Source organism: Moraxella ovis (assembly GCF_900453105.1).
In the GTDB taxonomy this organism is placed as follows: domain Bacteria; phylum Pseudomonadota; class Gammaproteobacteria; order Pseudomonadales; family Moraxellaceae; genus Moraxella; species Moraxella ovis.
The window spans coordinates 1983763-2006611 of record NZ_UGPW01000001.1 but is presented as its reverse complement, the minus strand read 5'-3'; the positions used below and the strand labels follow the sequence as shown (position 1 = coordinate 2006611).

Annotated in this window: 29 protein-coding genes and 2 pseudogenes; 10 read left to right on the top strand and 21 right to left on the bottom strand. The window is 36.9% G+C overall.

The window, feature by feature from the left end; genetic code table 11:
• Positions 1-26: 26 nt before the first annotated feature.
• Entirely contained in the window at positions 27-638 is a 612-nt protein-coding gene (locus tag DYD54_RS09650) for an Arm DNA-binding domain-containing protein (protein WP_063514701.1), read from the bottom strand.
• Between the two features lie 12 nt (positions 639-650).
• Entirely contained in the window at positions 651-866 is a 216-nt protein-coding gene (locus DYD54_RS09645) for a hypothetical protein (RefSeq protein ID WP_063514663.1), read from the bottom strand.
• Between the two features lie 117 nt (positions 867-983).
• Between DYD54_RS09645 and DYD54_RS09640 the strand changes: the two genes are divergently transcribed.
• The 10 genes from DYD54_RS09640 to DYD54_RS09590 all read left to right on the top strand — a co-directional run bounded on the left by DYD54_RS09640 (position 984) and on the right by DYD54_RS09590 (position 10226).
• Complete coding sequence (locus DYD54_RS09640; RefSeq protein WP_063514662.1) at positions 984-1199, top strand: helix-turn-helix domain-containing protein; 216 nt, start codon at positions 984-986, stop codon at positions 1197-1199.
• 1625 nt (positions 1200-2824) lie between these two features.
• A complete protein-coding gene (locus tag DYD54_RS11485) occupies positions 2825-2980 on the top strand; it encodes a hypothetical protein (RefSeq protein WP_157079198.1) in 156 nt (51 codons plus the stop codon).
• A 327-nt stretch (positions 2981-3307) separates the two neighbouring features.
• Entirely contained in the window at positions 3308-4021 is a 714-nt protein-coding gene (locus DYD54_RS09625; protein ID WP_063514698.1) for a hypothetical protein, read from the top strand.
• A 90-nt stretch (positions 4022-4111) separates the two neighbouring features.
• Positions 4112-4375 carry a hypothetical protein gene (locus DYD54_RS09620; protein ID WP_063514697.1) on the top strand — a complete coding sequence of 88 codons (264 nt, stop codon included), beginning with the start codon at positions 4112-4114 and terminating at the stop codon, positions 4373-4375.
• A 68-nt stretch (positions 4376-4443) separates the two neighbouring features.
• On the top strand, positions 4444-4731 hold the full coding sequence (locus DYD54_RS09615; protein ID WP_063514696.1) for a hypothetical protein: 288 nt from the start codon (positions 4444-4446) through the stop codon (positions 4729-4731).
• Positions 4728-5942: a hypothetical protein gene (locus tag DYD54_RS09610; protein WP_063514695.1), complete on the top strand. Its 1215-nt coding sequence runs from the start codon at positions 4728-4730 to the stop codon at positions 5940-5942. Before DYD54_RS09615 ends, DYD54_RS09610 begins: the two co-directional genes overlap by 4 nt.
• Before the next feature lie 7 nt (positions 5943-5949).
• Positions 5950-6549, top strand: coding sequence for a site-specific integrase (locus DYD54_RS09605; RefSeq protein ID WP_063514694.1), 600 nt, complete (start codon positions 5950-5952; stop codon positions 6547-6549).
• 119 nt (positions 6550-6668) lie between these two features.
• Positions 6669-7601 carry a hypothetical protein gene (locus DYD54_RS09600; RefSeq protein WP_147285093.1) on the top strand — a complete coding sequence of 311 codons (933 nt, stop codon included), beginning with the start codon at positions 6669-6671 and terminating at the stop codon, positions 7599-7601.
• 101 nt (positions 7602-7702) lie between these two features.
• Positions 7703-8131: a hypothetical protein gene (locus DYD54_RS09595; RefSeq protein ID WP_063514692.1), complete on the top strand. Its 429-nt coding sequence runs from the start codon at positions 7703-7705 to the stop codon at positions 8129-8131.
• 52 nt (positions 8132-8183) lie between these two features.
• On the top strand, positions 8184-10226 hold the full coding sequence (locus tag DYD54_RS09590) for a ShlB/FhaC/HecB family hemolysin secretion/activation protein (protein ID WP_084260694.1): 2043 nt from the start codon (positions 8184-8186) through the stop codon (positions 10224-10226).
• Here DYD54_RS09590 and DYD54_RS09585 read toward each other — a convergent pair.
• The 19 genes and pseudogenes from DYD54_RS09585 to DYD54_RS09505 form a co-directional block, all read right to left on the bottom strand.
• Positions 10223-10489 (bottom strand): annotated as a pseudogene (locus DYD54_RS09585) (polymorphic toxin-type HINT domain-containing protein); the annotation flags it as partial. The gene DYD54_RS09590 and the pseudogene DYD54_RS09585 sit on opposite strands and share 4 nt — an antisense overlap.
• A gap of 245 nt (positions 10490-10734) precedes the next feature.
• Positions 10735-11118, bottom strand: coding sequence for a hypothetical protein (locus DYD54_RS09580; RefSeq protein WP_003663351.1), 384 nt, complete (start codon positions 11116-11118; stop codon positions 10735-10737).
• On the bottom strand, positions 11115-11519 hold the full coding sequence (locus tag DYD54_RS09575; protein WP_228703555.1) for a hypothetical protein: 405 nt from the start codon (positions 11517-11519) through the stop codon (positions 11115-11117). The genes DYD54_RS09580 and DYD54_RS09575 overlap by 4 nt, the downstream gene beginning before the upstream one ends.
• A gap of 55 nt (positions 11520-11574) precedes the next feature.
• The gene (locus tag DYD54_RS09570; protein ID WP_063514689.1) at positions 11575-12117 is read right to left on the bottom strand and encodes a hypothetical protein; all 543 of its coding nucleotides are present in this window, start codon (positions 12115-12117) and stop codon (positions 11575-11577) included.
• A 178-nt stretch (positions 12118-12295) separates the two neighbouring features.
• Positions 12296-12679, bottom strand: a complete 384-nt coding sequence (locus DYD54_RS09565) for a polymorphic toxin-type HINT domain-containing protein (protein ID WP_256594045.1) — start codon at positions 12677-12679, stop codon at positions 12296-12298.
• A gap of 58 nt (positions 12680-12737) precedes the next feature.
• Positions 12738-13574, bottom strand: a complete 837-nt coding sequence (locus tag DYD54_RS09560; RefSeq protein WP_228703554.1) for an Imm49 family immunity protein — start codon at positions 13572-13574, stop codon at positions 12738-12740.
• A 12-nt stretch (positions 13575-13586) separates the two neighbouring features.
• A complete protein-coding gene (locus DYD54_RS11605; protein WP_063514688.1) occupies positions 13587-16499 on the bottom strand; it encodes a DUF637 domain-containing protein in 2913 nt (970 codons plus the stop codon).
• Between the two features lie 440 nt (positions 16500-16939).
• Positions 16940-17590, bottom strand: coding sequence for an IS1595-like element ISMov1 family transposase (locus DYD54_RS09550; protein ID WP_063513404.1), 651 nt, complete (start codon positions 17588-17590; stop codon positions 16940-16942).
• A gap of 50 nt (positions 17591-17640) precedes the next feature.
• Positions 17641-18198 carry a hypothetical protein gene (locus DYD54_RS09545; RefSeq protein WP_046698694.1) on the bottom strand — a complete coding sequence of 186 codons (558 nt, stop codon included), beginning with the start codon at positions 18196-18198 and terminating at the stop codon, positions 17641-17643.
• A 2-nt stretch (positions 18199-18200) separates the two neighbouring features.
• Positions 18201-18440 (bottom strand): toxin C-terminal domain-containing protein, encoded by a 240-nt coding sequence (locus tag DYD54_RS11850; protein WP_227512559.1) that lies wholly within the window; start codon positions 18438-18440, stop codon positions 18201-18203.
• Positions 18441-18466: 26 nt separating this feature from the next.
• A complete protein-coding gene (locus DYD54_RS11845; RefSeq protein WP_228703553.1) occupies positions 18467-18769 on the bottom strand; it encodes a hypothetical protein in 303 nt (100 codons plus the stop codon).
• Between the two features lie 131 nt (positions 18770-18900).
• On the bottom strand, positions 18901-19305 hold the full coding sequence (locus tag DYD54_RS09535) for a hypothetical protein (RefSeq protein ID WP_046700391.1): 405 nt from the start codon (positions 19303-19305) through the stop codon (positions 18901-18903).
• Between the two features lie 2 nt (positions 19306-19307).
• Positions 19308-19913, bottom strand: coding sequence for a hypothetical protein (locus DYD54_RS09530; RefSeq protein WP_063514687.1), 606 nt, complete (start codon positions 19911-19913; stop codon positions 19308-19310).
• A 65-nt stretch (positions 19914-19978) separates the two neighbouring features.
• On the bottom strand, positions 19979-20203 hold the full coding sequence (locus DYD54_RS11950; RefSeq protein WP_370446615.1) for an Imm7 family immunity protein: 225 nt from the start codon (positions 20201-20203) through the stop codon (positions 19979-19981).
• Positions 20166-20378, bottom strand: a complete 213-nt coding sequence (locus DYD54_RS09520) for a hypothetical protein (RefSeq protein WP_063514686.1) — start codon at positions 20376-20378, stop codon at positions 20166-20168. Before DYD54_RS09520 ends, DYD54_RS11950 begins: the two co-directional genes overlap by 38 nt.
• A 9-nt stretch (positions 20379-20387) precedes the next feature.
• Positions 20388-20681: pseudogene (locus DYD54_RS09515) on the bottom strand (restriction endonuclease fold toxin); the annotation flags it as partial.
• A gap of 84 nt (positions 20682-20765) precedes the next feature.
• A complete protein-coding gene (locus DYD54_RS11305) occupies positions 20766-21134 on the bottom strand; it encodes a hypothetical protein (RefSeq protein WP_063514684.1) in 369 nt (122 codons plus the stop codon).
• A gap of 8 nt (positions 21135-21142) precedes the next feature.
• Entirely contained in the window at positions 21143-22069 is a 927-nt protein-coding gene (locus DYD54_RS11840; protein WP_256594044.1) for a VENN motif pre-toxin domain-containing protein, read from the bottom strand.
• A gap of 250 nt (positions 22070-22319) precedes the next feature.
• Entirely contained in the window at positions 22320-22847 is a 528-nt protein-coding gene (locus DYD54_RS09505) for a hypothetical protein (protein WP_063514682.1), read from the bottom strand.
• Positions 22848-22849 lie beyond the last annotated feature (2 nt).

Here is a 22849-nt window from a genome sequence, read left to right as displayed (position 1 = left end):
GGGTGGGTTAATTAGCGTAGCAAAGTTCAGCTGTAATAAGTGTACCGGTACAGTGATTTCGGTGTCTTTAATTGCTTAATATCCTCACAAGGATTGTCAAAGTTATAGCGTTTTGACACTTCTTTTAGTATCATGTACAAAGTTGCCATGATTGAGTTAATTCTGGTAGCTGACTGGGTGTGTTTGGTCGTTTTGTGGGTCACTTTGGCGAGAGAAGCACGAAACGCCAACACATCCGCTCTATCTATTCTTGATATGGCACGCTTATCAAAGACAGGTATTAAATACTTATTGATGACGATTCTAAGCTTTTCTTGATAAGTTGCCCGCCATTCAATACACCTTTCATTAAACCATTGCCAAACAAACTCTCCAAAGAGTGGTGCGCCACTTTGTAAGTTTTGTCGTCTTTCACCCAGCTCTTCAAAATAGTCAACCTTGTCGCTTTTTGGGAAATACTGCTCATAACTAAAACTGCCAAGCAATATTTCAGCCTCCATTCTCTCTAGAATCTTTGCAAGCTTCTTTCGATTGGCAGGTGTGTCGGTTAGATTGGTTTTTTCTCGGCAGCGTGTGTTCATATAGGTAAAATCGATAAAAAGGAACGAACTACCCTTTCTAGTTCTAATACTAGCCATAGTGCCTCCCTATTACTGTAATGCCATACAAAGTGAAGAATGATTGAAATGCTCCGCCATGTCTTTTTCGATTCGCTCCCAGATGTACAGGATTTTACGACCGCCAAAGGGACGTATGTAATGCACACCTTCAAGCAAAACACTGTCTTTTAATTGGTTACGAATGGTTCTCTCATCATACTTGATGCGATGGGAAAGCTCTTGAGTTGTGAGGTAGGTTTGTGTCATAATAACTCTCCATTTGAGATAAAGTTTTCATTAGTGATATCTTTGTTATCACTAATGATTATATCTTATAAAATTATCATTTGAAATTATTTTTTTATCATTTATAGGATTTTTTTGATGATTAAGCTTAATTTACCAGTTTTATTTGCCCAAAAAGGCATACGAGTAGCCGATGCAGATCGAATGTCAAAATTAGGACGATCTACATTGTATAGAATGTACAACAACGAAGTGACTCGTATAGATTTTGAATCTCTGAATAAGCTTTGCAAGTTGTTAGACTGCACACCGGGAGACATCATTATCTATGAAAAAGATGATGAGAATGAATAAAAAATAGGCGAAATGAAAAATGAGAGTTGGTGTCAATTCAGGCTTTTTAAAAAATATGAAATTTTCACGATGGTCATGTTTTGGTCACGCAAAGCTCTAAGCACGAATCGCCTCTCTTTCCCTGAGTAATTTTTTATAAATAAATTTTTATTATAACCTATTGAATTTAAACAATAAAAAAGCCTAAATCTATCGATTTAGGCTTTTTAGAATTTGGAGCGGGAAACGAGATTCGAACTCGCGACCCCAACCTTGGCAATGTCAGCCACCTAAATTATATAAACCTATATTATATGTAAAGCTAGTATTTTAAAGGATTTTGATGGAATTTTTTTAATATATTTTCATTTACTGATACATAATTTATTTGATTTTGTGTCTTTGCAGACACCCTAAATTTAGGGTAAAATTATACCAACCTAATTTTAATTGCGCACAAAAAATGAAACCCGCTAACAAAAAAACGCACGTCAAATCGATAATTGTCCACGACAATCTGATAGTCCATCAACATGCAAAAAAGTGCTATCAATTTGTATGTGAAAATTCTGCCAATCTACCACTCTCCACCTCTGACACTTCCTATATCGAAGTAGTTCACCGAGAGGGTCGCTATTACTTCTATACCAATTTTTCATCCTGCCTAAAAATAAAGAATGGGGATAGAATCTACGTCAAGGAAGTAACGCTTAGCGATAACGAAGTCAATAAGAAGGCTTGGAATCATTTGTTTGATGTGTTTCTTGTGTCAAATGTTAGTTTGCACATCTTCCCAAAATTACTGTCCGAATGCCCCTCTGGTACAGTTATTGATACACTCGGTGGTAAGCCCACCATTCAAAAAATTTTAATCAAAAAAATATTAGCAGGAAAAGCTGGGATTACTATCTAGCCAAAGCCCCAAAGAACATCCCCATGCCTACCTTTGCTGATCTTATTGAGGAGAGTCTACATGAATGAGCATGATATCCGATTAGCATTGGCTCATTTATTGCCCAATAACAATAGTCACGCTTACTTATTACGGGAAATTTTTTGGCGCTTGCCTCCCTGACTAATGTCGAATTCATGGGGATTTGCATCCCCCTTAAGAATGATGACCCCATTTTCTTGAGCCAATCAATTTTATGCGATATCTTTAACGCGTACAAAAAAGAACGTAAAATGACGCACGATGATTATGTCGTGTCTATATTCCTAGCAAGCACATATCGATTATCCCCTTTAAACCATAAAAGCCCATCTCTAGAATGGGTATGGATATCGAAATTATGTCATTTATTGCTTTACTTTGCTTCTCACGACCTCCCTCAACGCATCATCGAGACAGCTACCGAATCTCGAAAACTTATGGATAGTACGCAGGATTACCATAGATTATGGAACATGTTGTGTTACGAACTACAGGGTGACACCCTCGAGGAGACGTTTTTAAGTTTTCAAAAGACAAAAGATGTAATCTCTAAAGAATACGACTCCTTACTCACATCGAAATTCCAGGGTATGTGCCGGACAATAGAATTTGCATATCACCAAAGAAAAAAATTACACGAAACATTGTCTCTCGCTCCAATAAAATACGGCCTATTACCACTTTTCACCATACAGATGATGATGGTGATCACTTGCAAGAAGCAAGATTTTTTTCCAATAATTCCGCCTTTGATGTTGCCGCTTTTGGTCTTGATGAGCCTCCAGCATTTGTCCAATTGGAGCAGGCTTCCATACAGGAGGCTGAAAAAATTTGCAAGCATTCAATTGTACAAGCGAACCAAAAGTAAATATACACATGCCAATAAAAATGAGATGCTTATCATCTCCAACCCAAGAATCTTGCCGCTATTTGTAGCACGCAATGTTCTGTCGAAGCTTTGGGAGTATCTGAATAGAACCCCTACAAATGATAAACACCATAGTGCTATCGTTTTTATACTGCTTTCAGTGTATACAGGTCGCAATGTCAGATTGTTAACAGAAGCATTGGCCGCAATAAAAAACAAATAATAAAGGTTGATCTTCAAAGTGATAAATTATATTTCATCATCAATCTTAATATAACAACACTAAAAATTAAGAGTAAGAATATCCGTCTTGCACTTGCCAACAGATTGGAGCCAGTTAATATCCCACTGCCAAAAAAACTGTATGAAGCACTAGCAAATCCAAATAAAACCTTGCCTGACTCTAATACTATATCGACGGTAATCGCACAGGTAAAGAGTGAGTTGCATCTCCCCTACCTTAGTCTCAACCGAATCGAAAAAATACTTTACACCACACTTGCTTGTACATTGACCAATAGCCAGATTGCTACCATTGTTACAGGTAGAAATGAACGTAAGCGTGCCGATATTTGGTACAGCTCTAACGATATCGGTAATATTGTCAGTCTTTACAGAAGGGCCATTAACATCCTCAAAAACAACCACTCTTCTTTAGTAGGTGACCAAGATCATTTTCAGGTCTACGCGCTATACCAAAGTTATCACATTGGTAGTCAGAGCACTCCCAGCTTCTCATTGGTTGAAAAATTTTTATTTCATTTGCGCGCGCAAGTTATCCAAGCCTCTAATTATATTGATAAGTTTAATCTGTACAATCTATGGCTATGGCACATATGCTTACTGTTGACTTCCGTGCGCTCTGTAGAAGGTGCGCCAGGATTCCTCAATCAATTCAATTTGGATTTTGGGCTTGCTTGGATTCAAGATAAAGAAGAACGCGCTGGTTCTGAGGCTCAAAGGCTTGTGCCTGTTTGCACGTTCTTGAAAAGCGCCATTGAGGACTTTGTACAATACCTGGAGGAGTTTGATGCCAAATAAAGAAAGTTAAATCCTAACCTTGGCAATGATATTGGTGATATATTGAACTCCCGCAGGCCTCTTCTCAATTATTATAATGGCAAGGGAAAAATGACTGCCATCTCCCCCAAATTTATCATGGATACACTGAAGACTTATTTCGCTTTTAAAACCGATTGGCTTCGCCATCTTGGGCAAAAATTCTTGCATGAATCAGGCGTAGATGAGGCAATTATTATGGCAATTTTTGGACATGAGATGGCCGGGCAAGAGAGCCACCAAAAATTCAGCTCCCTATCAAAGGGGGATATTATAGCAGTGAAATCAACTTACCAGGCTTTAGCGGATAAGCTTCGTTTGCAGCATATAAAATGAGAGCAATCGAATTAATATGCTAATAATTTTCTAGAATTTACATATACAAGAGAACAAAATTTAAAACTATGAAAAACAAACAAAAACCCAGCTATGGCTACATAAAGCGCGCGGAAAACCGCAAACAAAAAGTATTAAATATCAGCCAACAGTCGAAAAATATTTGTGAATATGAACTTTTGACGTTCTTAGAAGAACATAAAGACGGGTATACCGACGACCAAGTTTATGCTTTGTATGATAAAATTTTTAACAAGCTCTCAGAACGTTTTGCTAATAAGCAACTGGTTCTTGCTTTAAAAGCACGCACATCATTTTTTATCGTCTCAACGTATCGAGACAAAAAAATGGATTGAGTCCTCTACCTGCACCCGCAACTGTTTACGAGCCAAAGCGTCCCGCCAATACTAACGACCTGGAAACTTTTTTATACCATCAGACCGCCAATACGGTGATTAACAACACCATTGATCGCTGGATTAAGAAAGACAAGTTCAACATTCGGGACGCGATATGCTACCTGCTCTTTAGCTTTATTAGATTTGCTGGCTATAATGAAGCCGAATTACTAGAACCAATTTATCAAGCCATCTGTCACGAGCCATTACTCGAATTCAATGGACACTATGGTTTTGTTATTGACATACCATCACAAATGTATGGCAATCAGATTAATAACCAAGATGGTGAGGTAAACAGCTCTGCAACTGTCATTACTTATAGCCGTTTTATAGTCCTGGATGATGTGAGTCTTATGTGGTATTCATATCTCCAAAGACTATTGCACGAAAGTGAGGGACATATTTCGGATATTAGTACTACCCGTAAATTCCCCGCCTTTAAATCATGCAGAAATAAACTGTTGGACATTACCAATCTTCGCACTTTCAAAAAAACTCCTATTTTAGAAGACCTAAGTGACTGGGAGTATTTGTCCCATGTTAATATTTATTGGCAAACATTAGATAATGTACGTATTGACAACTGCTTAGTGCAGACTCGCATAGGTAAACAACGCCATACCACACTGACCAAGGCACATTGGCAGTCATATTTTAATCCCACTTTACCCAAATTCTTCACAATTCAAGATAATGACCTAACAAATTTACTGATCAAACCTCGAATTTCAAAATCAAGGACAGTCATTCCTCGCTATGATGTTGTCAACATGATACGAAAAAATTTAAAAGAAAAATCATCAATCAAATCCAGTCTTACAGAGCTGTCAAAAGAAGTGCCACCGAACGGGCAGCGACTTATTGCTTGGATGCTGCAATTACTGGGGGAGAATAACACTGTATCAACCTTAAAGCGATATTTAAGTGAGATTGGCAATGATTTCATGTGGGCAACTCGTGATGCCGAATTTGACATTTGGCAGGCACAGGATTATGAGTATGCCTACCAACTGATTCTCACTCAAAAATTCGAAAGCAAACCAAAAATTGGGGTGTCCAAAGTGGGCTATACGCAGCAAGTACTACTTTCTCTTCACGCCACACTAAAAAATATTCTAATGCGCCCAATATCCATCTCTCAAACAAAACGACCCCATGATTGTTAGATCGCGCATGATCGCTCCTGAGGTATATCACCGCTTACTTGCCATCATTGATGAACAGAAGGACATATTAAATGATCACAACAAACTTTTACTCAAGGTCATCATAAGTCTATTGTATCGCACAGGGATGAGAATTAATGAAGTTCTCGGCCTGAAACTTAGCGACTTTGAATATGGCAGCTTATCCTTAAATGATTTTAGCGTAATTGTTCGCAGTAATGAACATTGCCAGATCAAATCAGATGATGGCACAAGGCGACTTTCTCTTTCAATCTTGCTTACCGAAAAAGAAAAAGCATGGCTGAGAAAACTTTTTTTAATGAAGTACAGCCAAAGAAGTCGATACCTTTTTACCTTAGCAAATCACAGCCTGCCCATAGACTATCATGGTGTAGAGCAAGTTTTAAGGCAGGTCAAATATGGAGGGGAAGCGATAACTGCCCACAGTTTCCGCCATCATTCCATTTCTATGATGGCAATGATATTGCGCTGCGATGCTAGTTTTGTTGGAATGTTTAGCGACTATTCTGCTGATCAAATCAAGCTGATAAAAACGCATTTTTTAGGTCCAGCAAGAAACTATCGCCCAACTATTGGCATGCACTAATTAGCTTTGCTGGGCATGCAGACCTAAACACCACCTTTAATTCATACATCCATACTGCTGATTTAATAGCAAGTCATCAGCTCAGTTCTGCTGATATAAATATGCCTATCGGACTTGTCATGAAACTTACAGGTTTGCGTCGCGAAAACCTAAATCGAGGCAGTCCCAATGCTGCAAATTTTAAAGACAACACTGTCAACCTTAGACGACTTAGACGCAAACTCAGCAATAAGCTAAATGCAATACCCATCACGAAAAAAACCCATCGACAAAAGCAAGATGATAACCCAGTGCCCAATACAATCGACGGTCAACTGGTTAAAAACAAAGGTCTATTTACTAAGTATAGTCGTGAGGCTATTTACGACCTACTTGCACAGTTAGAGGAGGGCAAGTCTTTAGTGGAAAGCTGTGGTAGTAGCTTTGATTATGATGATGCATGTGCCATCTATACAAGCGCACTTACGTTAGCTATTGATGAAGGCAAGCCTCATCACAAACTCATTGGCAAGGACAGAATTTCTAAGTCTGATCATCCTCTCATCGCCCCTGCACCACTTCATTTCCAAAGTGATATTGCCTTATCCCACTTATGTTTTGAGAATATGGATAAGCTATGGCAAGACAAGGGGGGTAGGAAAGAACTATTGTGGTTTTTAGAGACTTTTTACAATAAGGGGTCTGGCTCTAAAAGCGCAATACGTTTTCCATTCAAGGATAGAAAGACTGTGTATCGCTATCTAGATATAGCCCAGAAAATCATTCCTGAAAAATATTGGCGTATCAACATCAATCTAAACTCTGTTGCCGAAGGAGTCAATGCAAAAGAAATCGAACAATTCATTGCAAAAGAAACTGAAGGTTTTAGAACTAGATTTCCTAACACCTTAGTTCTTAATAAGCATACAGATTATAGTGGTTACACCTTAAGCATCATCAGACCGACCCATAAAGACAAAGTAAACCCCCAGCAAAAATCATCGGTCTTAATGAAATTTTTGGGACACTGGGGGCTTATCTTGACAAGTCTAGCTGATAAAATAACGCAATAGTGTACCGGTACAAGTCCTTGATGCCAGACAATCATCATGGTAAAATTATGTCCAATGGTGATAATGACAGAAAGGCTTTTGGGAGAATAAAATGATTAAGTTTGCTTATAAAAAAGAGCTGCCAAAAAGCAACAAAAAAAATCTCGATATATCTATCTGATTGCCAAAGTACTACTGAGAAAGTTGCATTGATTGGTGGTAAATTAAGAGGTAAAGAAAGCACCCTAACTAATGGCGAATCTCTTGATGCTCTACATGATGTCATATCAGATTATTTTATTGAAAATTGGTTAAAATGGCACGATATTTACATTTACGATTGGGGTCAATTTTCCAATCAAGAGGGTATTTTTTCGCAGAAAGTTTTAAATGTTATCATTCAGGCATATCAAACAAGTTTATTTGGTGCAGCTCAATCTGTTCACTGGGGTGATGAGTCATTTGATGAAAGTGATATTTTAGATGCTCTTTTAGATAAAAGGTCGCAGTGTTATTTGTTTTATGACATAAATATAATTCATCCATTTTGACAAAATTAAATTCGTATTTCACTATAATCTTAACCCAACATAAACACAACCCATGCACCCGTCAATTCCACGCATCCAAACCCTACTACTGTTCATGCTTTGTATGTATTGTAAGGCTACTTACGCAAACACTCAAAGCACGACTACTGGTAGCATACTTCTACCAAAAACCCTAAGCAGCGAGTTACGCCAAGCTGAATTAACTCATCTTGCCAGACAAGACTTTGAACCAAACTTTGATTTTGGTGGAATTGATGTTGTGGATGACACTTCGGATGCTGACATGGTTGATGTCAGCAGTCCTACTTGGCTTGATGAAGCTTTTGATACACCATGTTTTGTGATTGATGAGATTAGCTTACAGGTTGATGATGGGTTAAGGGCTGATAACCGCTTTGATTTTGTGTTATACCCTTTGCTTGATTATAATAAGCCCACCTTTGCCATCGGTCGCTGTATTGGTCAGCATAATTTGTCTTTGATTGTTGATATCGCCCATAATGAGCTGTTAAAGCGTGGATTTTTAACCAGTCGTATCAGTATTGATGAGCAGGATTTATCATCTGGCAGGTTAGTATTGGCTGTGAGTACAGGCAAGATTAAAAACATCGCTTTTCAATCAAACAAATCAGTCAAACTAAATGAACCAAATCCATCATCAAACAAGCATCACAAAACCCCCATCTTTATTCGTCAAGCACTTGCCATCAAACCCAATCAAATATTTCATCTACCAACCTTAGAGCATGGGATGGATACCCTAAAGAAGATTGACCCTACTGCCAATCTACAAATCATACCAACAAACTCAAACCAAACAAATAGCCTAGATGAACAGCAAAGTATTGGTAATACGTCAGATACAGGCTTTAGTGATTTACTCATCACGATGGATAGAACCAAAAGCATCCATCTTGGTTTTCACGTTGATAATAGCCTATCTGATGCTTATGATAACTATCTGGCAAGCATTGATGTGCGTGCTAATAATTTACTGGGTGTGAATGATGAATGGCAAGTCTCTGCCAATTATCCCTTATTTAGATTGATTGATGCCATGCAAGATGATTTGGGTGTTAAGCTAGATAGGGATAGACAGCTTAATTATCACACAAGCCTAACCCTGCCTTATGGCTTATACAAAGCCAATCTATCACACAGCCATTATCAGTATAAGCAGTTTATTGAAGGTCTAGATAATCCTTTGATGTATCATGGCACGACCAAGACAAGTAGCCTTGGGCTAACGAGACTACTACACAGAAACGCCACACACAAAACCGAAGGCTACATCAAAGCCCATCATAAGCAAAGTCGTAATTTTATCGATGATGTACAGATTGAAGTGCAAAACAGACGTACCACAGGCTATGGCATTGGCATTACTTATCAGCAGTATTTTAGTAATAACGCCTATCTATACACCAACCTAGAATATAGACAAGGCACAGGTGCATTAAAAGCTAAGCCTGCCCCTGAAGAAGATATTTACAACGCCTTTGGACAAAGATTGCCTAGTGAAGGCTTTGCTCGAGCGCCGATTTGGTCTGTCTTTGCCAGCTTTCAAAAGCCAATTGTTCTAAATCAAAACAGCTTTACCCAAAATACCAAAGCCAAAAACCCAATTCATTTAAACTACACTGCCAAGCTACAAGCTCAATATGCAAGACAGCTGCCTACACCATCTGATTTATTCTACTTAGGTGGATACGATACCAAAGGCATCAAAGAAGGCGATTATCTATCAGGTGAGCATGGTGTTAGGCTATCTCAAGAACTTGCTTGGCATCTGCCTTATCAATCATCAAACAACCAGCACAGCACACAGCTATATATAGGCTTAGATCAAGGCATGGTCTATGGTCAAAACACCATCAAAAACCAAAGATACCTATCAGCTGCCGCCATTGGTATTCGTCATCATTATCAAACCAAAGAGCAAGCAAAACAATCCACACACAACCAATCTAACTTCAAACTAAACAACACCCCAAATACAGCCTACATCGATTTATTCATCGGTAAAGCCATCAAAGCTCCAGAATGGATTAAAGATGATTGGGTAATTGGTGTTGGGGCTGGGATTGGGTTTTAGGGTTTATTTTTTGTTTGTACCGGTACAGTTGGAGCCTTTGACTTTACTGTATTACCAACATTTCCATAATAAGGTGCCGCTTCATATTTTAAATTACAACAATCCGCATTATGCACCCACACACCCAATCTACCCACATGATAGGTGTGAAAATCATCGACTTCGATATTATAGACGGTATCAGTGTGGTTGGGTAGTAGGTATTGGCTTATAACTTCTACTTCTTGATTATTTCTATCAAGCAGTATCATACCTTGTTCTAGTAAAGACGCTTTTAGCTAACCAATACCTTCCATCCAAAATGAATGTTCTTTAGTGGTTTTAAAAGTTTTCTTTCTTGGTTAAAAGTGGCATATTGAATGGTATGAGCCAAAGCCTGTTGATAGGTTTTAGTTTGTGTAACATCTATCATGGTTTCTTGGCACCAGTTCTGGAGGGATTGATTGGTTAATGCACATCAGTCGAGTTTACCAGTTTTTTATTTGCATAATCAGAAAAAATCAAGGATTTAAAATACAATTTTGTCATCATTGGACTTTTCTTCATTTAAAGATACTTCCTGAATTTCACTATTTCCAGATATCTTATAATATCCATTAAAATCATCATATGGAACAAAAAATGTGTCATTATGGTATTCTGAAAAATGCTTTAACTTGTCTAAGAATACAGAAAGATATATCTCCGCTCTATAAATCTGAAGTAAACTTTTTACAGAACCGCAAACATCTGATATAACGCATAAACATTCTATGTCGTCATCAATCAAAATTTCACTTAATTCACATAGTTGACAAACAAATATTTTTTCTTCATCTAAACAAAAAATATTTTGCATTAAATATTTAGCTTTACTTACATCGTATTTATTGTTAGAATAAAAATCTATCATTTGTTTAACTCTTGAAATATTTCTAAAACTTTATTTTGGGTAGTTTTATCTATACCCATATTACTCAATATCTGCTTGGATTTTTGACTATTACCAAATTGATTATAAACCCCCAATACTTTGTACTCAGCTCTATTTAAGGTATAAAATCCTGTGCCAGATATGGGGTACAGTGTACCGTCATGATGCCCATAAATCCTACCATTGACATGGAACTGGTTATTTATAATGGTTGCTTTTCCATCTCTAATTGCTTGAACATCGGCAGAAATATCTACAGCTTTTCTGTTAACAACAGTATTTTTCTCTTTTGCAACACTCTTTTGAGTTACTTTATCTGCATAATGTCTTGTATTGATGGTTTTTAAATTGCTCAAATCACAACAATCCGCATTATGCACCCACACACCCAATCTACCCACAGGGTTATTTATCTGCTTGAAAATTAAATATTTTCTAATTATTAATATTATTTCTAAGTAATTTTACATATTCAAAATTTTGCAAATCATCTTTTATAGATATTAAATCTTTGATAAATTTTTCTGTCTTTTCTGATGTTTCTACTATCCAATCATTTATATCAATTTCTGAACTTGACATTATTTCACATAAAGGATGTGAAATAATGTCAATCGGATTGGATGTGTTAAAATTTTTTTCATACTTTATATCATATATTTTTAATTTATTACCAATTCTATTAAATAAAATAGAATTTACATACTGGTCATTATCCAAATCATAATCAAGCGTGTTACAATTATTATTGCTTAATAATTTAATATTAATTAATTGAATATTAAAAAACCAATTGAACAAATCATCATTAAATTTAAGTAAATCAAATAATTCATCGTCAAGCATACATCTATCTCTCAAGGATAGACCAAAATCACTTTCAATCACAAAAACGCCATATATGATTGGCTTTTCACAAATATTAGTACTGCAGTCATATATAGATTCTTCGTTTATCCTATATTCAATATTTATCATATTATAATCTCCATTAATTAAAAATCTTTTAAATCATATTTATGATTTCCGTATGCTGTAGAAACTTTACCTTCATTGGATATATTTATGGTAATCTTTTCTCCACGATATAGTACACTATGATTTCCACTTAATACATTGTTCTTTATAGCATCTTGTCTTGCGTATTCAGTTGCTTTTATAATAGTTTCATTACTCCAATTCTTATTAAAAAAGTTCTATCACCAATATTTAACATCTTAATGGCTTCTTCTTTTGTTTTACCTGTTTTATTAACAATCGCTTCTATTTGCTTTTTAACTAAATTATAATCGTGTCTATTGCTGATATGGTCTGTTGTCGATTTACTTAATGGTTTTGAAAGGTTTTCTATCGGCTTTTGCTGAACCCCACAACATCCATCATTATGCACCCACACACCCAATCTACCCACATGGTAGGTGTGAAAGTCATTGACTTCGATGTTATAGACGGTATCGGTGTGGTTGGGTAGTAGGTATTGGCTTATAACTTCTACTTCTTGATTGTTTCTATCAAGCAGTATCATGCCTTGTTCTAGCAAGGAGGCTTTTAGCCAGCCTGTGTCTTTAATCCAAAATGAGGACAGCAATCTTGATTGATTATATACTATACTTTTTCATAAACTCAAATTCATCTTGATAGTTTTCCAAAGGTGTCATCTCTAACCATTCTTTGGGAATGTAATCGCTTTCAATTTGAATTTGATAGCCATGATACCATGCCAGTTTAGTATAAAGCGTTGCTGGAGTATCTATTAAATCTTTTGTATAACCGCTTTCTAAATCCATGCGTTGTCTGCGATTAAAAGTTTTGGTTTCTAAAAGTTGGGAAATAGCATTTATCATACCATCAATATCCCCTTGAGAAAGAGATAAGTAAAAAGTGTGGTCAATTAAGTAGTTTTTGCCACGACCCGATGTCGGTGGATCTGCTAACACTTTCTCACAACGCTCTTGTAAAACTTTCCAATCTCCACGTAATGCAATAAAAAATTGTTTGGTAAAAAATTGCTCTGATTTAGGGTTGTCCGCAGATTGACTAAAAATATGAGCTAGATTTGAGTACCATTCAATCAGTGGTTTATGATTGGATAATAGAAACCACAACCCTTCAAACGCTCTTTTTTCATAGGCATATTCTTGACCTAAATAATCATAGGGTGATTGAGCCATCACATATTGTAGTTTTGCATAGTTATAAGCATAATTTTTAGTTTCATTAATATCGTGTTTATGGAACCAATTTATAATAAGTTTCATTAATATTAAATCTTGGAATGCTAAAAAACACCATGAAAAATTGTCTTTTACATCAATAATTCTTTGAGTTAAGTTTTTTTCCCTTTCAGGATCATCAATCCAACTTGAATTCCAATAATCTGACACATAAGCCAATCTTAATTGAAATTTCTTTTTATCGAGATTTTTCATTTTCATATTAACTCCAAATTACTTTTTAGGCTTAACTGTAAAAGGTGTAAATAAAACATTACCAGTTTTTTTATCCACACCAATAACAGCTGTTTTTAATTTACCACTATCAAGGGCTTTTTCGATAGCTTTTCTAGCTGCTGAATTTATAGGTAAATTTGGCAGGGTAGCTCTAATAGCATTTTCACTTAATTGAACACCTGCGTTGCTAGTTCCTAATTTAGTTGCTCCGCTATTAGCAAGTTGTTTGGAATCTATGATGATAACTGTACCATCTGTATTTTGAATGACATGGTCAAAACCTTTATTACTACCACCATGATATTTTGCACCTGCTAACTCTTTATAACCACTATCTTTTAGAATTGAACTAGTCAGTTTCTCTGTTTTTTCGCCACCTTTATCACCTTTCATGATTTCATCAACCATTTTTTGTTGTTGTGGGGAAAGTTTCCTTTTTTCTACTAAACCACCATGAGTATCCATGAGTTTTCCACTAATTCTACCTGATGGGGTCGTACTTGCAGGTGATAAAGTTTTTGTTTTATCAACAACTTGATTAACTTCACAACAATCCGCATTATGCACCCACACCCCATATTCACCAATATGGTAGGTATGGAAGTCTTGTACTTCAAAGTTGTAGACGGTGTCGGTGTGGTCTAGCTTTGTTTGACTGATGATTGTAACATTAGGCAGACCATGTTTGTCAAGTAGGGTCATGCCTTGTTCTAGTAAAGAAGCTTTAAGCCAACCAATACCTTCTACCCAAAATGGGTGTTCTTTAGTGGTTTTAAAGGTTTCTGTGGTGTGATTGCTGTGTCTGACAACAACTTCATAGATTTCTTGATTGGGCGTGACTTTGGTGGCAATGACAGGACGGTAGTCATACTCATCGCCAAACTCTTGTCTTGACCAAATTAAATCACCATGAGTGATGGTTTCAATGGGTTTTAGACCATCAGTGGTATGGATCAGTGTGCCTGCGGTGAAGCAATAGACGGTACATGCGTGGTTGACGGTCTTGGATTGCACAGCCTGTACAACCCTCTTGCCACCTGATTTAATAATCTTGTAGCCATACTTTCCAATATTGCCAGCAATGGCTTGCGTAATGTACGATTCGCCCTTTTCTTTTGCTAGCTTATCAACACTGGTTTTGCCATCAGTTAAGGCTTTAATGTCTTGATAGACTTGATAAGCGGTATAGACCTTATCAACTACGTAAATAACCGCTGGAATCGCCGCCCAGAACGCATTGTTTTCTACAGAGGTTTCTGCAGTATTTGCAGCAATTTGTGCATCATACCCTGAATAAGCAGCGATTACAGATGCGGCAAGCTGGCTTTGCTTAATAATTGAGTTTCTTTGTTCGTCTGTTAAAATTAGAATGGTATTACCATCAATATTTTGGTAATATGGCCTAGATAGCTGTCCAGCCACCACCTCACCAACGGCAGCTCCGATTGCTCCAGCCTCACATTGTTTTTGTAATGCACCAGCAGCACAGCCAGTAGCGGCATGGGCGATTTTGTGTAGCAACCAGTTGGTATCTTCAAGCCCTTTGATGCGATTGGCAGCTTCTGATTGTAAGGCTGTGACTAGACCTACCTTTAAGGAATTTTCTAAGTTCTTACTAAGACTCCCACCTTGAATGCCTGTTTGAACCAAAGCAGAAGCTGTGCTGTCAATGATGCTTTTAAATAGTTTGTCATCAAATCCATTTTGGGTGTTTTTACCTAAATCTTTTGCCCAGTCCGTGCCGCCTATTTTTTCTAGTAAGCCTGCTGTAACTGCACCAGTAACAACGCCTTTGACTGTACTATCATCTCCAAGCTCTTTAAATACGGCTTTTAGATTTCCCTGATTGTTAATGAGACTGATGCTGGCTTTTTGACTGATGCTGATTAAAGCTGCTTTTCCTGCTGCTCCTAATGCTGCACTGTTTGTCGCACTCACAATAGATGCCGCAAGTTCCGACCCAAGACCACCTGTCGCATAAGCCACTGCAATCGCCACAATGGCAGCACCAGCACCTGTCAAGCCTTGTTGTTTGTAGTTCCATTCATCGTTACTTAAGATGACTTGTTGCCAGTTGATGTCATCACGATTGATGAGATCGTTTAGATAGCTATACTCTGGTTGACTGGCAAGGGTGATGATTTCATCTTTGAGCTGTCTTTTTTGAGCATCCTTTTCAGATATGGGGATTTGGACATTTAGACCGCCTTTGGCTTCAAAGGTGGGGTTTGTCGGACCTGTAAAGCTTGGCAGCAGGGCAGATTGTTCTATCTTGCCCGTATTTTGTATGCTTTGCCAAATCACAGAGTTGCTATCAGTTTGTGCTTGTTCTTGTAGGGTGCTGATGGCGGCTAATAGATTAATCTTATCACCAGCGTAGAAACTGGCTCCTGACAGATACTCAAAGCGTGTGCCTTCAAGGGTAGTATCACCCTCAGAGCGGCTATTGATGTAGTTTGCCACCAGTGTGGCTGGTAGGGCAGTGATTTGCTGTCTTTGGTTATGATTGTCTGTGGTGTTATAGCGAATGCCTAAGAGTTTTTTCTTGGTATGACTATGCTGTTCATTGCTGTGCTGATTGGTCAGAGCGTATAGGTTGATATCACCTGTGGAGATGAGACGAATATCACCACCTGTGGTTGTCATATCAGCAGCATAGATGTTGATATGACTGTTTGCTTTATTGGCATGGGTTTGCAAGCGTATGTTATTGGCGGTTAGGCTAACCGCATCAGCATCTGCCCACTCGTTGATTGTTGTGGTTGTGGTGTATTTGCGTTTATACCGCTTACCATGTTTGCGTGTGGTTTTATCATAGCCATATTCATGGTCGATGGCAGCATCTAATAACAAATGATGATTGGCAGCAATGGCTAGGTTGCCAGCAGCAGCAACCTGACTGCCTTGCAATACCAGATGTGTATTAGGCTGTTTGGTGGTGGCAGTGATGTTAATGTCTTTGCCAGCGGTCAGTGTGGTTGGCGTATTAAAGGCAATGATGCGATGATAACTATTACCTTGTGAGCCGATTTCATAGTGGTTTTGTAAGCCATCTAAGATGATGCTGGTATTTAGGTTTTGAGAATTTTTACCAGCTTGATTGTTAAACTCATCACTGTTTGGGGCAAATCCTTGAGCATTTAGCGTAATATTGCCAGCAGCATTGATGTTAGCACCACTTGCGATGATGGCATCTTTGGCATGGATGGAGATATCGCCTGTTTGAGTGGTTAGCGATGATGGGATATGTTCATAGCCTGAGGTGTTTTGGGATACCAGCAGAATTTTACGATTTAATTTATCAAGCTTTTGAGTATAGGGTTCATTAATTTTGGGGCTGTCCTAGATAACTAACCCAAACTGCCCTTAACTAATTGTTTTAAAATGGAAATTTGAGATTTAAGGTCACTGTTATTAAAATGCCATTCGCATTCTTTAAGATAAAGCTCAAAGTGTTCTTTGGGAACACCGTTAAATTTGCGTAAATGGCGTTTTGCCTGATTCAAAAAATTCTCTATTCCGTTAATGTGATTTTGTTTTTCTGCAAAGTGCGTACTGTGATTGATTCCAAAGTGATTAAATTCACTAACATCAAGCACATCATAGCTTTCGTAGAAATCTGTGTAAACAATGCTGTCAGGCTTTACTTTTTCTCGTATAATGGGCAATAAAGTGGCTGACTTTGTATTAGGTACGGCAACGGTATAAACCTTGCCATTTCGCTTTAATAAGCCAAATACCGCAGTCTTACCGCTTGCACCACGACCACACTTACCTTTGCGTGTTCCGCCAAAATAGCTCTCATCAGCTTCAACTTCGCCATCTAGCATTTCTAGGTGCTGACTGTGTTGATAGATGAGTAGGCGTAATCGGTGAAAATAGTAAGCAGCTGTTGTTTTATTTACATTGGCTAATTGAGCTGCCGTTCTTGCAGTAACACCTGCAACAAACAGCTCAATGAGTTTGTTTTGTTTGTACTGACTTAGACGACTTTTTCTCACTGGGTTATTTTAACCTAAATGGAGTTTTTAGTCATTATCTAGGACAGCCCCTAAATTTTTAACAAAAATTCACCATAATTTTTTGGCATTAAAACAGCGTCATAACTAATTATATCCATATCGACGGAAACAAATACTCCTTTTGTAGGTTTAAAAATTTCGTCAATATTATAATTTTTATGTAACATTAATAGAAAATTAAAATCATCCGTCTTCCTTATAAAACTACCTGTCAAGGTATCAAAAAAATGCAAATAACATAAACCACGAACCCAAGACTTTAATAAAAAATTCAAATCATTTGTATTTAATATTTTTAAATTATAACGACTTAAATTATTGATTCTTTCTATAGGTTCTTCCATATCGAAAAAATAGTCACTAGAGATTTTTTTCAAGTCTTCAAGAAATATTGCATATCCTAATCTATCTACTGAGAAATAATTTATAAACATATTAATAAATTTTACATGTTGCTTTTCTAACCACAAATAGTGACTTAGTATATCGTCATTTTTGCATTTTATAACATCAGAAATGTCATTCCAAACCTTGCCTGAGAAGTTATAATCAGGTTTAAATCTAGATATGTTATAAAAATTAAACACTGCTAATCTCCTACTCTTTCTAAATGAATATTATAACTACCCAATCTTTCACCAGTCTTACTACTGCCTCTAGATGCTATATTTATTGCTGATCTTTCATCGTTTACTCCCTTAAAAACATCCCCACTATGGCTTGTATTTGAACGTATAAGGTATTTAGGGTTTCCTTTTTTGTTATAAAATAACTTAACTCCACCAATTGTTTTACTTTCATATCCAAATTTAGAAGCAATTTTTTCCAAATCACTAAACGAGTAAGGATTTGTATTTAAACCTCTTTTTTAACAATCATATCAATTTTTTCTTGACGATTGTTTAAATTCGTACCCACAACCAAATCAATAATGGCTTTTGCATCATCAAATGTTAATTGACCATCTGCTAAAGTAATTAAATCATCAACAAGATCAAAACCTTCTTTTCTTAACACATCTTTAAGGTCTTTAATTGTAACCTTGCTATTCTTTACAGCAACTTTGACGAGCTTTCCTGCCATTTTTACAGTCTGAACAACAGCTCTTAAGCTATTATTCTCCACCGCCGCCCCAGCTTCATTCGCTGTGGTATCCACATCAAAGTTAGAGTAGGACAATAGAGCTTGCGATGAAGCCGTAGGTTGTGTTGAGACACAAAATATAACAAAATCAATGAGTTATGACATAATTCTGGGTTATGCTATCGCTAACCTAAGCCTACGAACTATCATACATCATACTTGCGTATGACCATCTGATCTCCTTCATTTTTAATGATTATTTTACATGTATCAAGGCTTAACTCAAGTCCTATCTTGATAAGATTTTCATCAATAATCATGCGTGCGTCATAAATACATGTTGAGTCTTTTAAGTTTAAAAAATCAAACATATCTTTTATTTTTATCACACCGTAATCACCCATATCAACTTTCTGCAAACAATTGCCTGCTGTTATATCCAAAGACTCGCCATCTTCATTGCAGGACACTGTTATGGCAGCATCATCAATTATGAGGCAAATATCCACAATGTCCTCCATAAAAATTTCTTGTTGATAACTATCCACAAAGTAAATACTTGCCATTACATTTTTCAATGTTTTTCCAATAATTTGTTTCACATCTACCATAATTACTTACCCAAAGCTTTTTTTACGGATGTATTATTGATGCCATTTTTTAAAATAGTAACAAAAGTACCATCTGTTTTTGTAACTACAACATCATTGCCCTTGATTCTAAAATAAACATTGCCCCTCGACCCATTAGAACCCTGACCTGCAAAATCACCCAAGACAACCATCTCTGGTTTTAGAGCTATATCATTAATTATCCGAACAACCATAGCTCTATCTTCAGATTTTGATGGATCTCCACCAAAATCACTGACATGTTTACCAAGTTTTTTTCCAAGTTGTTTGTTTTCAAATTTAAAATCTGGAATATTGGATATTCTAACAATATTTTCACTTGTTGCAGTATTGGCAGGCTTTGATGTAGAGCTTGAACTAGAAGTGGGTTGAATTTTGCCAGACTTTCGACCAGCTGGCGTTAAATTATTCACAAAATTCAACGCATGCTCTGCAATTTCTTTATCTGTAGCATAACGCTCCCCATCTCTTAATTCGCAAGTCAACCCAAATACTTCATAACAAACTATCCAATGCCCTTTTTCATTAATTTTATGGATGGCATTATTCTCCACCGCCACTCCAGCTTCATTCGCTGCGACATCCACATCAAAGTCATAGAGCAGGGCAATAGAGCCTGCGGTGAGTTTTGCGGTGTTTAAGATTTTGTTGTTTATTCTTCTATTTCGGGATTTATAGGAGAAAGAAATTTATCTTTATGCAGGTAAATATGACCCTTTTTTAAAGAGCAAACAACAAAATTGTCTGGGTTTTTCTCATCTTCATCATTTAGAATATAAATCAATCCATAAGAGCCTATAGCGTGATTAGAAATCCATTTTAAGAATGAAAATAAATATTCATAAGATGAGTCTAAATGATTGGAATTGCCAAAAATGGAAATTTGATAACTTCCATTTTTTTGCCCTTAAAGAAAAATCAATGTCAACAACATTTAACATATTGCTTAATGCATTTTGTATGTTTTTTATAATGGTGTTCATATCAAAGACGCCCTCATCCTTCTCGGAGTAGCAGTCTCTAATCACAACCCAACCATGAATCTCAATCATAGAAACTCCTTAAAATGGATTGGTGTCTATTACCACTTTAACACCATAATATTTTGAATACTCATTTAATTTTCTGATAGTATCTGGATGTGCTGATCCATTAAAATGATAGTAAACAATTTTTCCGTTATCTCTTGCTGCCTCAAAGGTTGCTTTTGCCTGATCTCTACCGGACTTATTGAATTTATAATTACCTGGTTTTGCTTGAGCGATATATCTAAGACTAATAGTATCAAATTCTCTATCTCTGTTCTTATATCTAACTCTAGGCACTCCCCCTAATCTGGCAGCCAATTTGTCAGCCCGTAGGTTGGGTTGAGCTTTCGAAACCCAATAAAATCAATGGGTTGTACCATAAATGCTGGGTTACGCTATCGCTAACTCAGCCTACGAGCTTTCTTGAATTTCAGGAAATGAATCGCTTAAAACCTCAACAATGTGATGAAAAAATATTAATCGATAGGTGCTTATATTTTCACCATAGATACCATAATTTTGATTATTAAACCAATCATAAAAATCACCTTTTTCTGATTTAAACACCCAAGATTTACCATCCAAATTATGCTCACTCAATATTTTTAAAGCATAGCTTTCAAAAGTCAATTGATAACTTAAAAAACTCCTAAAAGAAATTATCATTTTCTGTGAATTAGAATCAATTTTTATATACAAAACATCATCTATGACTTGTATAGTTTCAAGATTTCCAAATTTAATATTTATCAAAGGGGTAATATCTTGCCATGTATTCATTTTTAATCCTAATCAGTATTGTATCTAATTTCAATTTTTCTTGGCTGAGATTGAATCTCTAATGTAGGTCTACCATCAGAACTTCTATTTCTTACAATCACTTTGGTTCCATCTTTCATCTGACCAATCCTGCCAAGATTATTTATTGGTCTAACATTGCTCAGTTCCAATAAATCAAATTCTCTATTTGCTTGTAAAAGACCACCATCTTTTTCGTATTGGTCAGTCCTACCTTTTGTGACCCTCCCTTTTTTGGCATCGGATATTATATTACCAAGAATTTGATTTTGGTCGATTATTCGATTGGTATTGTTTTGGGGTGTTTGTCGAGAACTTGAAAAGCTAGCTCTATTAACGCGACCAGTCGCCGAAGCAATACCCGAATGAACAACTTCTATACCACCTTGTATGATAATACAGTCTGCAGGGTATGACGAATTGCAGTTTACTACATGATTATTGCGACTTTGATAGATTGTTAGACTTCTTTGTATTTCAGGGTATTCATGAAATACATCTTTTAATTCGTTAAATTTTACATTGCTGTAGTCATGCTTAATTTTATTTAAACAACCTGTTGTTGGGTTGTTTTGACAGTGTAATATTTCTTGATAGTTATCATTTGCCCATTTGGCTGCCAAACTACCAAAGTAGCGCATTTTTTCATCAAGTTCAGCATCGGACAATCCTCTTCTTTTGGTGGCGTTGATCAACCTTATTAATTCATTAACATCCGACTGCTTTAACGCATTATTCTCCACCGCCTCCCCAGCTTCATTCGCTGCGGTATCCACATCAAAGTCATACAGTAGGGCAATAGAGCCTGCGGTAAGGCGAGCGGTGTTTAATACTTTATTGTAGTCATCTGAGCCTGGTTTTATCTCACCAGATTCAAATCGCTGTCTTAACTCTCCTGTTACTAACCAATCACCCACCATCTCACCGATGATAGCACCGACAGCCGCTGCCTCGCAAGACTGGTCTTTGGCTTTGGCAGAGAGGCAGCCTGTTAGGCCTGCGGCAAGTTTGTAAGAGAGATTGCTGATAAGCTTGCTGGTGGTGGCGATATCTATCTAGGGGTTTGACACCATGTGTATAAACGCTCCTGCGGTAGGTAGCGTAGGTGGACTAAGCCCACCCTACATGACTACCTCAACCCGGTCTATACGGGCTATGCTTAAAAACCTACAAAGACCGCCTTACATAAGCAACGATATACTCTGGATTAGCAGCGAATAAAAATAAGTTTTGTGAACTCGTCATCACGCAAAACTCGGTATGATTATCAGTAGCAAGAGCACCCATAAAATCACCAAGCAACATGTAATAATATTCAGCGTTACAAGGAGTTTCGGCAATCATCGGTGGAGTGTACCATTCAAGTGTTTCAATAATGGCTGTGCCTTTTTTTTCAGAATCGGAAAAGAAGATAAGCGTATCGTCTATTGAACAATAGCTTTGTAGCAACATTGGAATTACCACTTCACAATAATTGGTTTCAAACTCCAAATCATCATCGGTAAAATCAACAGCATAAGGAAATTCTAGCTTGCTATAACCAGCCCTAACAAATAATTCATCACGAATATCTCGATTATAAGTTTTTAAAAAATCATACAGCAGCTTGACTGATTGTTCTGTTGGATTAAACAGCGGCTTGATTTCATTCAAATTTAGATTAAAAAATGGCAGGTGGATTTCTTGGTTTGTCATGA